The 14571-nt window shown below is 44.5% G+C and carries 15 protein-coding genes; 2 read left to right on the forward strand and 13 right to left on the reverse strand.

From position 1 onward, the window contains the following. Window positions 1-157 precede the first annotated feature (157 nt). The 8 genes from Q5911_RS06345 to Q5911_RS06380 all read right to left on the reverse strand — a co-directional run bounded on the left by Q5911_RS06345 (window position 158) and on the right by Q5911_RS06380 (window position 6846). Entirely contained in the window at window positions 158-1870 is a 1713-nt protein-coding gene (locus Q5911_RS06345; RefSeq protein ID WP_303181779.1) for a recombinase family protein, read from the reverse strand. A gap of 42 nt (window positions 1871-1912) precedes the next feature. Further along, the gene (locus tag Q5911_RS06350; protein ID WP_303181780.1) at window positions 1913-2065 is read right to left on the reverse strand and encodes a hypothetical protein; all 153 of its coding nucleotides are present in this window, start codon (window positions 2063-2065) and stop codon (window positions 1913-1915) included. Window positions 2066-2129: 64 nt separating this feature from the next. Next, a complete protein-coding gene (locus tag Q5911_RS06355; RefSeq protein ID WP_303181781.1) occupies window positions 2130-2483 on the reverse strand; it encodes a hypothetical protein in 354 nt (117 codons plus the stop codon). A 25-nt stretch (window positions 2484-2508) separates the two neighbouring features. Further along, window positions 2509-2919, reverse strand: a complete 411-nt coding sequence (locus Q5911_RS06360; RefSeq protein ID WP_303181783.1) for a prepilin peptidase — start codon at window positions 2917-2919, stop codon at window positions 2509-2511. Beyond that, window positions 2916-3809: a 3'-5' exonuclease gene (locus tag Q5911_RS06365; protein WP_303181784.1), complete on the reverse strand. Its 894-nt coding sequence runs from the start codon at window positions 3807-3809 to the stop codon at window positions 2916-2918. The genes Q5911_RS06360 and Q5911_RS06365 overlap by 4 nt, the downstream gene beginning before the upstream one ends. Window positions 3810-3923: 114 nt before the next feature. Next, a complete protein-coding gene (locus tag Q5911_RS06370) occupies window positions 3924-5159 on the reverse strand; it encodes a hypothetical protein (RefSeq protein WP_303181785.1) in 1236 nt (411 codons plus the stop codon). Window positions 5160-5621: 462 nt separating this feature from the next. Beyond that, complete coding sequence (locus Q5911_RS06375; protein WP_303181787.1) at window positions 5622-6029, reverse strand: hypothetical protein; 408 nt, start codon at window positions 6027-6029, stop codon at window positions 5622-5624. A 70-nt stretch (window positions 6030-6099) separates the two neighbouring features. Beyond that, window positions 6100-6846, reverse strand: coding sequence for a hypothetical protein (locus tag Q5911_RS06380; RefSeq protein WP_303181788.1), 747 nt, complete (start codon window positions 6844-6846; stop codon window positions 6100-6102). Between the two features lie 416 nt (window positions 6847-7262). Here Q5911_RS06380 and Q5911_RS06385 point away from each other — a divergent pair, with 416 nt between their 5' ends. Next, window positions 7263-7583: a hypothetical protein gene (locus tag Q5911_RS06385; RefSeq protein ID WP_303181790.1), complete on the forward strand. Its 321-nt coding sequence runs from the start codon at window positions 7263-7265 to the stop codon at window positions 7581-7583. Beyond that, entirely contained in the window at window positions 7549-8508 is a 960-nt protein-coding gene (locus Q5911_RS06390; RefSeq protein WP_303181791.1) for a sigma-70 family RNA polymerase sigma factor, read from the forward strand. Before Q5911_RS06385 ends, Q5911_RS06390 begins: the two co-directional genes overlap by 35 nt. Window positions 8509-8573: 65 nt before the next feature. Here the strand turns inward: Q5911_RS06390 and Q5911_RS06395 are convergent, their stop codons facing one another. The 5 genes from Q5911_RS06395 to Q5911_RS06415 form a co-directional block, all read right to left on the reverse strand. After that, window positions 8574-9944: a CAP domain-containing protein gene (locus Q5911_RS06395; RefSeq protein ID WP_303181792.1), complete on the reverse strand. Its 1371-nt coding sequence runs from the start codon at window positions 9942-9944 to the stop codon at window positions 8574-8576. 67 nt (window positions 9945-10011) lie between these two features. After that, window positions 10012-10179 carry a preprotein translocase subunit SecE gene (gene secE, locus Q5911_RS06400; protein WP_303181794.1) on the reverse strand — a complete coding sequence of 56 codons (168 nt, stop codon included), beginning with the start codon at window positions 10177-10179 and terminating at the stop codon, window positions 10012-10014. Then, window positions 10172-11476: a preprotein translocase subunit SecY gene (secY, locus tag Q5911_RS06405; RefSeq protein ID WP_303181795.1), complete on the reverse strand. Its 1305-nt coding sequence runs from the start codon at window positions 11474-11476 to the stop codon at window positions 10172-10174. Before secY ends, secE begins: the two co-directional genes overlap by 8 nt. A 41-nt stretch (window positions 11477-11517) precedes the next feature. Then, the gene (locus tag Q5911_RS06410) at window positions 11518-13446 is read right to left on the reverse strand and encodes an ATP-dependent helicase (protein WP_303181797.1); all 1929 of its coding nucleotides are present in this window, start codon (window positions 13444-13446) and stop codon (window positions 11518-11520) included. Between the two features lie 108 nt (window positions 13447-13554). Beyond that, a complete protein-coding gene (locus tag Q5911_RS06415; protein WP_303181799.1) occupies window positions 13555-14571 on the reverse strand; it encodes a hypothetical protein in 1017 nt (338 codons plus the stop codon).

The raw sequence follows: 14571 nt of genomic DNA on the forward strand, positions 1-14571 counted from the left end.
ATACTAACTGGTGTGTAATTGTGTCAACAGAAATAAACAAAAAGCACCCGACAGATATTATTTCAATCTGCCAGGCACTTTTTGTTTTGATGTTTCGGAATTTTCGCAGGTATTTATACACTTTATTTCAGCTGCGCATTCTAGGGCGGTTTTCAGCCTATTTTCCGGCCATCTGTCTCTCCTGCTGTTCGATCATCTTTTTTACAATAGTATCTGAACGACACATACTCTTTGGTCGTTCATCAGAGGGGCCTTTTTTCAATTTATTGCGATTGTAGACCTCCTCTATATCTGCACCTATATTCATTATGAATGTTAAATGCATTTTCCCTTCATCTATTTTTTTTGCATATATTCGGTCGAAAAGAGTGTCTATCACCTTTTGATCGATGTTGTTAGGTTGAACGGATTTGATTTCATTCACATGTTGATGGATTTTTGTGGCAATACCCCGGTACTGTTCTTCAGCGGTCAATCTTTTGGGAGAAAGTTCTGCTTCAAGTTCCATTTTCACACTTTTTAGCTCCTGGTCTTTCTTTAAAAAGTCCTCGTCAGAAATGCGTCCTGATAAACTATGATCCAGTAGTTTGCCCCGTTTCGTCTCGATATCTGCTATTGCCTTTTTTATACTCTCCTCTTTTTTTAATTCTTTCGAATGGCCTAATGCGGATTTTAACAAATCCAGATAATCCTCAACTACATCATTATAATTTCCTAAATGTATTTGAATGATGTTTGTAATGATTTCTAGGAGCTCTGACTGTTTTATGCCAAATGAGTCGCATGCATCCTTTCCTTGGCGTTTCCTTGTACAGCACTCCCACGTCAGGTCGTTCCGATTTTCCCCTTTTCCTCTGGCACGCATCCAGTATGTCTGTCCACAATTCGCACAGATGATTTTTCCAGTAAAAAAGTTATCTTTTTTATAAGAAGTCTTTCTGTCGCCAGAAAAAAGTTTAGCTACTCTTTTTTCCATGATCCTGTTAGCAGTGTCCCACATTTCTTCTGGAACGATGGCAGGGACGATCGAGCCGGTTTCATCTTTAAACATGGTCCATTCGTCTTCTGGTATAAATCTCTGCTTTTTTGAAAACATGTCTTCAATCGTAACCTTTCCGCCGCAGAAGTATCCTTTATATTTCGGATTACGGATTATATTGGAGATTGTACGGCTATTTATTTTTTTACCGTATCGGTTACGATACCCTTTATTGTATAGATCCTCCGCAAGCCTATTTGTGCTTGTAGTGCCAGTGGCATATTCAGAAAAAATGTAGTAGACCATTTTGGCACCTTTTGGCTCGATTGTGAGGATACAATCTTTTTTTGTGTATCCATACATGTTATCCGTTCCCAAAACATGGCCGCGTTTAATAGACTGTGCTTGGCCGAATTTTACTCTGTTGGAAATCCTTCTGGACTCTTCTTGGGCCTGCCCTGACATCAGTGTGAGTAAAAATTCGCTATCCTCTGTCAAAGTACATAGATTGTTATTAGTGAACATGATCCCAACACCATACTCTAATAGTTTCCTTGAATAAGCAATGCTATCCAGCGTGTTTCGTGCGAATCTTGATACTTCCTTTGTGATGATCAGATCGAATTTCCCCTTTTTTGCATCGGCGATCATTTCAGAAAAGCCTGGACGCTTTTCAGCACTTAATCCGGAGTAGGCATCATCCACATATCGTCCTATGAGTCGCCACTTGGAGTTTGCTTTGATGAAATTCTGATTGTAATAATCCTGATTTACCAGGGATGACTTCTGCGCTTCCTTGTCAAGGCTTACTCTGTCATAATATACGACCCGAAGTGTAAGATCCTTTAAATTGCAGGTCCTAAGTTCCTGGCGAGCCTTAAATACATCCATATCTATCCTCCTATAATGTAAGTAAGGCTATAAGCAATAATATTATAGCCCTGCCTGTTTTGATTTTGCAATTGGATTTTTACAGGTTCTATTTATTTCCATCAATACTTTTTTATATTGTTCTTCACTTATGATCCCACTTTGATATAATTCGTTGTTTAATAATAGTAGCAATACCTTTTTGTCACCTGTCATAAAAGTCACCATCCTTTTTGCGGCTAATAGTATTATGTTCTGATATTGATATGGCTAAACAAAATTATTTATTGATTGCTTTACGGTTGAGCATTTTAACGGTAAAATGTCCATTTTTATGTTCTAAAACGGTATACTCGACACCATTTTTCTTCCAATGAAAACCAGTCAGGTCCGTTTCACAAAAACCATCTCCTAAACCCTTTTCCTCCAGGAAACCGAGCATTTTTTCAAAATCAACAAGGGTGAGTCGGTTGTTGCAAGACTTCCCGGAATGATCGGTGCCAAAAATGGACTTATATTCGGGGCACGCATAGAATAAAGAATGTGGCCCTTCTTTAAGCTGCATATCGTGTGTGTGGTCATTCCCGTGATTTCCACATATGAGTGTGACGTTTTTCCATGAGTTTACCAGCATTATTGTGGTCACCCCTTTCTGCAGATTATAAAAATGTATTCACGGATAGTGTGACTAAAAGCCCGGCAAGCATATAAGGCAGGAATGGGTAGGGCTTTTCATTTCTGCGGTACTTCATATATGCCGTATAAGGAAGGCTGAAAAGCAGCGCTGCAAGTACGGCATAAAATCCCGATAGACCAAGGTATAACCCGAAAGAGGCTCCATATATAACATCTGCGCCGCCCAAATGCCCGATCATGGCACAGGCAAGCAACAAAAGAAAAAGGATGGTCATGCCCCCGAGCCGATAGAGCAAAAATTGCCAGCTTCGAGCAAGGATCAGGAAACTTAACTCGGCTAAGAGCGGCGGGATGCTGATCCATAGAGGGATAGGGCGGCCCTTGATGTCCAGGATGGATGCCACGGTCAGGGAAAACAGGAGGAAGAAGATCATATGCGGTAGCCCTGCGCTTTTCTTCTCTTTTTCATTTCTTCAAATTTTTTCTCTGTAAGCCGTCCGAATTCCCTCATATTTGTGATCCCCGTCTGATAGAGGATATACCGTTCCATTTCATCTATGTCTACTTCCCCCAGGTTGACCGTGGATGACATCCAACACTTGTTCACGGTGCTGTAATAGATCCTTCCAACCGATGTGTCTAAATAAATACCTATCTGATTTTTATTAAATCCGCTCCAAAACCACATGTAGTTTACGTGGATCTTTTCAACCGTGCCCTTCCCGGGCCTCTTTTTATATTCCATGTAAAGACAGTTCAGAAGCCTCATGGTTGCCACGACATCATCAATGGCCCGATGGAACTTAAGCCCTGCATCCAGTCCAAACAGTTTTACTAGCGTGCCGAGCTTATAGTCATCCACCTCTTTTTGGGTGAGGAGATCTCTAGCGAATTCAAGTGTGTCAAGTCCGGCAGCAGGCGAAAGCGGGATCCTGCATCTCCAGAACATGCCTAGGAGCATTTTTATATCAAATTCTACATTGTGTCCGATCAGTATTGGTCTCTCCCCGATGAAACGCTGGATCAGTCCGATCACTTCGTTTTCTTCGGGCTGGTCCTTAAGCGACTCATTCGTGATCCCATGGATCGCCACGACTTTCTCATCCATATCGAACGGTGGACGGATGAAGATGTCGATCCGCTCTACCTCTTTTGCTGTGCCATCGCTGATCTGGCATTTGATAGCTGCAAATTCGATGATATGATCCCTTAGGGGATCCAGACCCGTAGTTTCGGTGTCTATGATATAAAACGGTATTCCTGCCATTTCTTCAAAGAGTTTGATGCAGGCATTCCGGTTTCTGTCGCTTCTTGCTCGATACATACAAGTTTTCCTCCTTATGTTCTCTTTAAGATAGATTGGAAGTTGGTCGGAGCGAATGCGTTTTTTGCACAAAAAGAAGGACAGGTGTGACCTGCCCTAACATGAATAGAAGAACTAGAAGACTCTTTTCCCTTCTTTGCTAAATATTTTGCCTGCACAGACGGAAATTTGTTCATTTATATAATCCTTATAATGAGGTCTGGTGAGTCCCGGCAGTTTCAAAATCCAGATTGCGGCCTCAACAGCTGTTCCTTTGTTCGGGATTTCCGGCATCAAATTATCAGAGAAGTGGCGATAATTATTGCGACCCATGACCTGTTTCATTCCTGTGATTTTCATCAGACGTTCGATTTTGCTGTCCAGGTCACTGACATGCTTTTCACATAGGCCTGTAAGAAATTTCATCTGCTCGGAAAGCTTTGGGTATACTTCTTTTTTATACTTTTTGATGATTTCTTCCACATTAACAATACTGCGGTTTCTCTTTGCAACTGCTTCTGTAAATAAGGCAGCTCCGCCGTTGACATACAAGGTGTTTTGCAAAGTAAATGAAGAATCCCCGATATCGGAGAGACATAATCTTACACCGGGTGTTATTTTGGTGTTCAGTATCCTTGTGCTCATATCATTGAAAGCATAATCAATCGTAGTCTTGGCGTGTGTTAGTTTGAAATGCCGGATCGTAATCAGCCCAAATTCAGCCAGTTTATCCTTGAGATCAAAGATCACGGACTGGTCCGTATGCTCTGTATTGCTGCTGAAGCAGGTGAAAGCTTTTGTATAAGATGATCCCTTCCTTTGGACCAGGATAAAATTGTCGGCGTTTTTCATGAGTGATGCCAGGAAGATATCCCGGAGCGGGCAAATTCCATCCACGAGCTTCCCGACTCCTAATTTTCTACACAGCTCAGACAACAATCCTTTGTAAGGGATGATGATCGTCTTTTTTCCGTTATCTTTTGTGTACTGGAAAAAGTAGCCCGCTTTTTCAATCTCGGTGATCTGTGTCTCTGTCATGCCCATCTTACGGAATTTGTTCTTTGAAATACGACCTATATTATGGTTGCCGGGCTTAAAATAGACCTGCTCCATATTCTGAGGTGTAAGCATCCAGATGTTTGCAAAGTCTGGTATGATCTTGATGATCTCAAAGCCATTGCCGAGAGATTTGTCTAAAAGAGAATATACCTCCAGCCTTGAGGGGGCAATCTCCTCAAAAATAGTCCGATCTGTTACCTCCTGTATCAAGGAGCGAAGGCCGGGCTCCCTGTTCCTTGTAATCTGGAAATTATCATCCAGAAAGTCGTTTTTTAGAATCTTATCATTTTTCATTGCTATCCTCCTATTCACTTTATCTCCTGCTCTTCTGTTCATGTCTTTAGGGATAGTGTGGAGAACCGGAGGATAAATAAAAAAGGCCAGATAAAGGCCTTTTTAACCGGATAGATAACAGGATCGAGACATCCGTTTCCCAAAAATCGTCCACTTTTTAGATGGATTTCTCGCGATTTTCTGGGTGGGTTTGTCTTGTACAGGATCCTTACCTCTATCTTCTTTACATATTTGGCATACCATACTCCCCTCAGGGATTATAGTGCCGCAACATACACATCTGTCTACCATATCCTCATCTCCATTCGTTAAGCATGAAGTAGATCATGCAGCATACGGTCATACCATGTGGTTACGGGCACCTCGGCAGGTTCTATAGATCTGCTGTGTGTAATGATGATCTCAACGCCATTATGGTCACATGAGGTGTTTTTGCAGTTAAAAATATTAAGCTGGATGGTGGGTGTCCATGTTCCATTTCTAGTCATGTCTGGTTCTCCTTTTGCATAATTGACTGATTTCTCTTTTTATTTCCCCCACGATAACTTCGTTTTCCCATTTCTTTTGAGACTTAAGGATATGCAGGATCGTGAACCCTGCTATGAAGGTGGTGTTTTCCGTATCGGACTCATCACGGAAAGATTTAGTCGCTGCTCCTGAAAGTAGATCCTTTTTCTTGACATTCCGTTTGATCAGCTCAACAATACGGTTTGAATGCCTGATATCAATGAGTGTTGCGATGTCCCACAAACGGAAATAAATGTCCCCTTCATAGAAGTAGTATGGAATTTCAAAGACTCGTTTTATCGCAAACGGATATCTGCCTACTGTCTCTTGCTCCACATAACCATTGATCACCATATCTTCCTCATTTTTATGTAATCGCATGGATTTCCTCCTTCCTTTTTGAATAGAATGTAAGGGAGGGCGGAAACTTTATGTTTTTGCACAATATGCATCAAAACAAGTCTTTATTCAGCTCAGAGGTTATGATCCGCTCAAGCTTATCCTTCCTTTCTTTCAGTTCCGCTTTGCCCTCTTCTGTCATCAGCATCTCATATGCCTGGTCCAAGCATTCATGAAGCCTGAACGGCGGGATCTGACTGCTACCTGCTAATACGGACAGATAACGGTTTAAAAGGGAATGCCTTGCCATTTTATCAATCCGTTCGCTTTTGGAAGGGAAGACTAGCTTATCTGTGTCCGGTTCCGGTAGGTAAGTCATGTTGAGTGCGATTGGTGTGTAGGAGGCATACAGAGCATGAAGCTTCTGCCATAGGATGTTCTTTTTATTATGCTGATCATTGCATTCTGACTCGCTCAAGGAATACGGAGCAAGATGTCCAAAAGCCTTGAGCAAGTGTTCATTCGGACATATCAGTTTCAGATATGTGTCGTTTTCAAAGGTCATGATATGGACGAATACGCCAAGATTATATTTATTCGCTGTCCCGCTATCCATAGCCCGCTGGATGCGAGCTTTTACATTTCCGATAGCGGCATCCAATATGCGTTCTCCTTCTTTTTGATTAATATAGTTTAAGGCTACGCAGTCATACAGGAAGGCTGCCTCTTCACCCAAAAGCAGATGGTATTGCCTGTCCGATATTTCTTTGAGCTTCTTACGGGTCTTGTTTAATTCCATCTCCACAAGCTGGAGATCAGTTGTTCCACGTATACAGTAACCGTTTATTATATTTATCAATTTGATGTCCCTCCATTTCCGAACTAATAATAGTATGCGAGAAGGTATCGAGTATTTAATTTAGCGAAATAACATATCTATTCGCTTAAAACGCTGATAAAATTTCATACTATTACTATCCTGGAAACGATAGATTATTTGACCGGAATTCTGACAATTCTAACAGGGTCATGAAACGCCGGAATTACGCGGTTTTTGAGTTACGGTGTGACAGAAAAAGATAGTGTAAAAAACTACGAAATTGGACATATGTTCGTTGTCATGTTACACTTTTCTCATCTTAAAAATCCTGCGAATCACCTGATATACCGGAATGGAACAGGCTATTGTTTCAAAGGATATCCATTTAGAGAAATCTGCGCTGACCGACGTTATTAAAGCCGGCTTGCGGATGAAAAGCATAATGGAGGGAGAATATGGGAACAACAATCGATGATCTTTATCGAAGTATAGTCAGGGAGCTTCTTTACCATGTGGATCCAGCGACGGATGACAGTGCCGTGGAAATCTATACGGTCTGGCGTCTTCGCACACGCTATACCATCAAAAACCCTGCTATCGCAGCTACGATCTTGGAATATATCGAGGCGATGAAAGGTTGTGACCGCAGGCTCCTTCTTGTTACGGCTAAAATGGATGGATATGTAACATATCGGGAAGCCGAGCAACTCGGCAGCATTTTATCAGGGAAGGAGCATGGAAATGGCGAAAAAGGAGAACAAGACAAAAGGAGTTAAGAATTACGAGAACAAAGAAAAAATGACGAGGATCATGGAGGCTTATCATCATGGAGACCGCAGATGGGCGATCGATGAGATGATCAAAGAAAATGAAGGGTTCATCGGGATGCTTATCAAGAGGCATTTTTGTGAATTCATGGCCGAACATTACAGTGACATGTTTCAGGAAGGAGTGGTCGCCATACTGGAGACGATGGGCAACTATGATCCAGAAAAGTCTACAAACACAACGTATTTTACGTACCCTGTGATCCACGCACTGAGTGAATACTGCAACCGCGTGTCGAACAAGTCCAGCGCTTATTTTTCGCAGAACATGAACAAAGTAAAATCTGCACTTAAGAACCTGGAACTGGCCCAGAAGGAGCCAAGCCTTGCAAATATCGCTCTCCTTTCCGGGCTTACGATCCAGCAGGTTGAGGAAGCACTGAAACGGATCAATGCTACCAACGAAAAATCATTCGACACCATGGAAGACAACGAAGTTGCGATGAAGGCGAAGTCTCCGGAGGATGAAATGCTCGAAAAGGAGAAAAAGGAAATCTTATATAGGGCCCTTATGCAGTTAGACGCAAAAGATCGCGAAATGCTGATCCTCCATTACGGCGTGGACTGTGAAGCGTTAAGCTTCAGTAAAATAGGGGCATTGATGGGTATATCCACGCATGACGTGGGAAACCGGATCGCGGGGAGCCTGCGAGCGCTGAAGCAGCGCCCGCAGCTAAAAGCCCTGGTTGGATATTCTACTGAGAAGAAACGTGAAAAGACCGTTGATCGGACCCGCATCATTATCAGGCCGAATAAATTTGTGTCTGAGTTCTATAAGGAATTAGATGACATGGATTTTGATGAGTCTGTTTATGAGCCGGATGAGGACAATGCTTCCGCTAATGAGCCGCAACAGATCGTTTTAACTTTTTAAATTTTCTGGCGATATAATAATGTGAAGAGAGGAGCCAATTGGGTGGCTCCTCTTTTTCTTGGATGCTATTTGAGATAGATTTCGGCGATATACGTTTGGTTATTCCTCTCTACGATAGCGATGCCAACTTCGCTATAGCCGGATGACATTCGTACCTTCCTGCTGTCTTCATTCGCCTGGAACCTGGTATGGATATCGGAGGCTGATTTTGTGGATGCTTTCCATATGTTCTCTGACGCGTGTGAAGTGTGGCATCCATAACGTGAAACCAGTTCATTTAATGATCCGTACATCGGCGATGAGGAAGACGCATGGTCATAGATCGCCATGTCGGCCGCCCGGATGCAGGCAAGCTTGTATGCTTCGCAACCCGTGTCCATTGACAGGGCCGGAAGTCCCTGTGATCGTCTTTCCGCATTCAGTTTTGACAGAACTTCGTTTGCTTTCGCTGCATCGAATGTGACAGAAGCGCTTACCCGGGACAATTCGCCGTCCAAGGTGGATGCGATCTTGTTCTTGTTCGGTGCGGATGTGGAGCCGCCTGCCGCGACTCTGCTGATCTCATAAGGGCCGTCCTTCTTCGTGGAGAGCAGATTTCCATTCCGATCGTAGGTACTTTTCACAGTAGTCTGATAGGTGATCGTGTATCCGCCTTCCGTGACAGTATTCGTAGATGTTTCGGTTACGGTATAGGTCCCATCCCCATTATCCTGTCGGTCGGAGTTTCCATTGCCCACTAGGACTTTGTTACCGCCGCCTGTTTCTTTCTCTGCCGTACTGCCCCATCCCTCGGTGATTCCTGAAGAGGTTTCCGCCGGGGCCTCGCATACCTTCCAGATATAACTCCCGTCAGACTGTTTGACCCGTTCCCGGAACCCCATCCGGACATTATCATCGTTGTAAACAGCGTATACATTGCCGTTTTCATGGATGTAATTCTCTTCTATCGAGTCTGCTGAAGTCCCGTCATCCAGTGGTACACCGTTCTCGTCAACAGAAACAAAACAATAAGTGTCATCCTCGTTACGGACGTAGAGGTAATAAGATACAGAACCATCCTCATTTGTTACCTTATAGACATTTTCAAGCCCATCGACCTTCTCGTAGTTCTCTGGAATATCCGGGTTTACGTCCTGCCAGAGCCAGGATCCGTCCGCCTGCAGAGTACGCTTTCTGTACCCGGTGATCTTCCCGGAGTCATCCACGACCATGTAAAGCTCATCCTCTCCCGGGACTGGGATGTAGTTGAGAGGGATCTCCGGATCCAGATACCACTCTTCGTCCGCCTGTGGGGCCGAATACCTCAGCTCGTACCAAGGCACCTCCTGTTCTTCCGCCAGGCTAGACGGGCGATTGATCGGAGTACGAGCCTTGACGCCCCATGCTGTGAAAAAAACGGTCAAAAGGACCAAAAATAACAAAAGAATCCTCTTCAAAAAATACGCCTCCTTTCTTATTAGTAAATAGTATGAAATCTGGCGGACATTATTGCCCGCCAGAATATCAGAGGACCATATGGACAAGATCAGCCATCCCCGTATCTATCCCATAGAGGATGATAGAAAACAATGCTGCCACGACGATCACAAAACCTGTATCCTTTGCAGTCTTTTTAAAACTTGGTTTTGAGATGGACCTCCATTCGGACGATATTCGTTTGAGTCTACGCATGGAAAAGGCCTCCTTTCTTTTTATATGTATTCGGGATAGACTGAACCTTTACCGCTTTTCTGGTATCCAAAAGCACGCCGACCGTGATCACGACCGATGTGCCCAGGAATGCCAGATTGGATAATCCTGCCACACCAGAGACAACAAGGGGGACGACTGCCAGGATCGACAATGCTGTGGCCCCAAATGCGATCATAAAGCGGATCTGCCGGCGGATATACGCAGCCGTAGGAGCGCCGGCCCTGATCCCCGCAATATTACCTCCCGCTTTTTTGATATTGGCCGCCACTTCATCTGCATTAAATACCATATCAGTATAATAATAAGAAAATCCAAATATCAACAAGATATATAATATGACACCAAGCGAGTAGAATGGATGCTGTCTGTCAAACCAGCTGGAGCTGACAAAGACCTGGAGCCATTCCCAATGCGTGAGTGCTTCAGCTGCCAGCGCGGGGATCGTCAGGATCGTTGAGGCGAAAATGATGGGCACGACTCCGCCGGGGCAAAGCTTGATCGGGATTTGACTGTGGTGGGCCTGGGAACCGTTTGCTTCGATTTTTCCGGAATAGATCACAGTCAGGTCTTTCTCGCAATCCTGCATAAAGGTCGTAAAGAGGAAAACCAGGATGACTGCCACGATCCCGAATATGGATGCGAGGATGATCACCCAGGTCTTGTCTTCCATCCTGATACGTGACACGATTTTCATGATATCGATCGGATAGGATGACAGGATATTCGTGACCAGAATGAGGGATACGCCATTCCCAATAAAGTATCTGCTCTTGTCTGTCATAAACTTGCCTGCGATGGAAAGTAAAGTGGAGCCGATCGTCCAGATCCCTGCCACGCAGAGGATCCAATACCATTTGTATTCGATCAACATGCCCATCTGTCCAAATGCGGCTGACATGGCAAGGCCCTGGAACAATGCGAGCGCAGTGCCGGTCAAGATGGTGATCCGACCTATTTTTTTCTTGTCAGCTTCCATGCCTTTCTGCATCTCTTTAATCTTCGGGAAAATGACAGCCAGAAGCTGGATCACGATGGATGCCGTGATGTACGGGGTGATAGAAAGCGCCACCACGGATAACGTGGATAAGCCGCCGCCGGTCAGGGCATCCAAAAACATAAGGGATCCATTTGTTTCCAGGATATACGAGAAGAAATCCCCGTTCACTCCCGGAGTCGGGATCGCACAGAGGAGTCTTAATATGAGCAGACAAGCAATCGTGCGTACAACTCTAGCTTTTGTTGAAGTGGTCTTCCAGATTGATTTAAACTTACGCATTTTGATCTTCCGGCTTGAACGCCGGACCTCCTTTCATTTTCTTAGGCTAACATTGAACCAGCAAACAGCTCGGTGATATCTGTTAGGAAATGAGACAATCTTCCTTCCAATGGTTTCCCAAACTTGGATACAGCTTTGGGGGCAATTAGGCAGAGCTGCTCCTTTGCCCTTGTGACAGCTACATAAAAGCAGCGAAGTTCTTCGTTGTCCTCTTTCGTACCTATATCAGATCTTCCAGTGATAGGGCAAATCTCGTCCACGCAATCCAGGATATAGACATTCCTGAATTCAAGACCTTTGGCGGAATGGATGGTGGAGAGGATGACAGTATCACCATCTTTATTCTTTTCGATCCCAGGGTCCAGGGACAGGTTATCTAAGAATTCCTTTTCATCCAAGTAACCTGCTGCCATTTCTTTCAAGATTTTGAAATCCACGTTTTTACAGTGGTCCAGCGTCTGAAATAGAGTTTCTCTGTTATTCTCATCGGTCCGCATGTTGGCAATGTTTGATTTTTGTGTCTTATAATAAAAGTCACAGATTGTTGTAATCTTTTCTTTCAGGATCTGGTCTCGGGCCGTGATCATATACTGATATAGGATTGCTAGGTCCTTTGAAAATTTCCGTTTAAAGTATTTTAGGTCAATGAGTGCCTTCATGCCGTTGACCTTACAGTCTCCCGCTATGTCTCTGGCATATTTCTTCCCAATCCCCTCAAATATCTGCAGGATCCGGTACCAGGCAAGCTCATCGTGTTCATTGATCATGCACCGCAGAAAGGCAATGACATCCTTGATGTGGTTCAGTTCAAAAAATTTGAGGCCACCATACTTGGTGAACGGGATCTTCCCTGTTTCAAGAAGCTTTTCCAGCAGATAGGTCTGGGTGGCGCTCCGCGCAAGGACACATATATCCGATAATGGGATCCCCTTTGCAATATCCTCTTTGATCTTTTCAAAAACATAAGTAGCTTCCTCGGACTGGTTTTTGGTGACAACGAGAGTGGGCTTCAAATTTGTGTTATGAGTTCCGATCATATTTTTGGAGATCCCCTCCGTGGCATGCTTTGCCATCATATCATTTGAAAGATCCAGTATTTCCTGATTACTACGGTAGTTCCTGGTGAGGAATACCGTGTGGCAGCCCGGCATCCTGGATGGAAATTCAATGATATTTCTCACATCGCTGCCCCTAAACCCATAAATAGACTGCGCGTCATCTCCCACGACTGCAAGGTTCCGATTTTCGCGCCTCAGAAGAAACACGATCTGCTCCTGGAGGTAGTTCGAATCCTGGTACTCATCTACCATGATATGCTCATAAAGAGCCGATATTTCTTTGGCAATCCGTGGGTGATCCCTTAGGATCTTGAGCATGTTAAGAAGGATGTCGTCATAATTCATAAGACCGTTGATCCGCTTATATTCATCCGCCGCTTTCCTAAGTTCTACGATATGTTTGGTATAGGGAACATACTTTTCACCGTTCCCGTGTGTCACGAGTTGAATCGGGAGATGCCGGTTGATGGCCTTGCTGATCATTTTGTTGACTTCCCCTGGTTTAGGGAAGTCCTTCAGGCGGTTATAGCCTCTTTCCGCCATGGCCATGGAAATGATACTGGTATTGTCTGCCTCGTCAATGATCGTGTAATTCCTTGGCATATCGATCAGATTGGCATATTTCCGAAGGGTCCTTGCACAAAATGAATGGTACGTGCATGCCGTTATCCTCTCACACCGGCTGTCCAACATGATGGCGGCCCTTTCCTTCATCTCATTTGCAGCTTTATTTGTAAAAGTAAGAAGCAGGATCTTCTCTGGGACTACGCCCTGCTCGATCAGGTAGGCAACGCGGTAAATCAATGTCCTAGTCTTCCCAGATCCTGCTCCGGCCAGTATAAGGAGCGGTCCTTCCGTTGTCGTGACTGCTTCCAGTTGGTGGGCGTTTAGCTCTTTTTGGTAGTTGATCATGGTTCTGAATATTCCTCCCTTCCTTTGGTAGTATGAAATATTTGTTCGCCGTTTTCTTTTTTTGAGCAATGGAAAAGCCCCGCTTTTATTTGCGGGGCTCCAATAGGTTTAGTTTGTGGCTGCCAGGCTGTGATAGTACAGCCGGCCCTGATAGTCGTAGAGATTTGCCATGACAGCGACACCTCTATCTCTTGCCTCTGTCAGGTCGCTGACCTGATTATTTTGCAGGAATAAGGTGTACTCGTTCCCGCCGATCATACACTTTGTGACACACCAGTTATTTTCAAGTGCGGCAAAGCCTTGTGTCAAGACCATCGGAGTCGCGTGCAGGATTGGCTGAGAGGACTGCTGGCGGGTATTGCTTCCTGCCTGAGCTGCTGCAGGTACTGTTTGTCCTGTGCCTGCTGCGGGAACAGCTGCGCTGCGTTGCTGCCCATTTGCAGTCCTGTCTTCATAAGGAGCCTGCTGGCTCCCTTGCGCTATGTCCTCCTGGTAAGAGCTGCGCTCATACAGCTCCTGTATCTTGGCTTCGCCTGTTTCCAAAAGCTTGGAAGCCGCATAATGCCTGTATTCGTCTAAGTAGGCATTGAGAGCCTCCAGCCTATCCAGAAATTCAATATCTGTGAGCAAGATTGAAACCTTACCCACCTCTACAAAGGAACTTTTTTCCTCAAAAAAGGTCCCCTCGACGGGACCAGGCTTCGCACGCCCGTAACCGTTTGTAATCTGTATCGACCAAGGATACATACTCCTGGATTGATCAGAGCGGATCTCATTCCTGGTCACGGAAAGCCGGAATGATTTACACATCCCAGTATACTGTCCTTGTACCTCCTTTGTCTTGCCGTATATTTTCGTCTGGAAATAAGGTTGTGGCAGATACATCTGCTTCGCACACTGGAATAGATATTTAAAATCTGCCAGATCCAGATTAAAATACACGTATGTGGCGTTGTCTCCTTTCCCATTTGAAAAATCGTAGAGACTTAGCCGGATTTTCCCCTCAACGAGTTCCCGGAACTCATTTTGGGATACGAATGAAAATCTCGGGGAGAAGGCCATTGTGATCGTTTTTCTCTGGATCGCAGCGATCTCGCCTGACACCTGGTTGTAGGATTTCCCCAT

Origin of the sequence: Lachnoclostridium phocaeense (assembly GCF_959599685.1) — a bacterium.
GTDB lineage: Bacteria > Bacillota > Clostridia > Lachnospirales > Lachnospiraceae > Claveliimonas > Claveliimonas monacensis.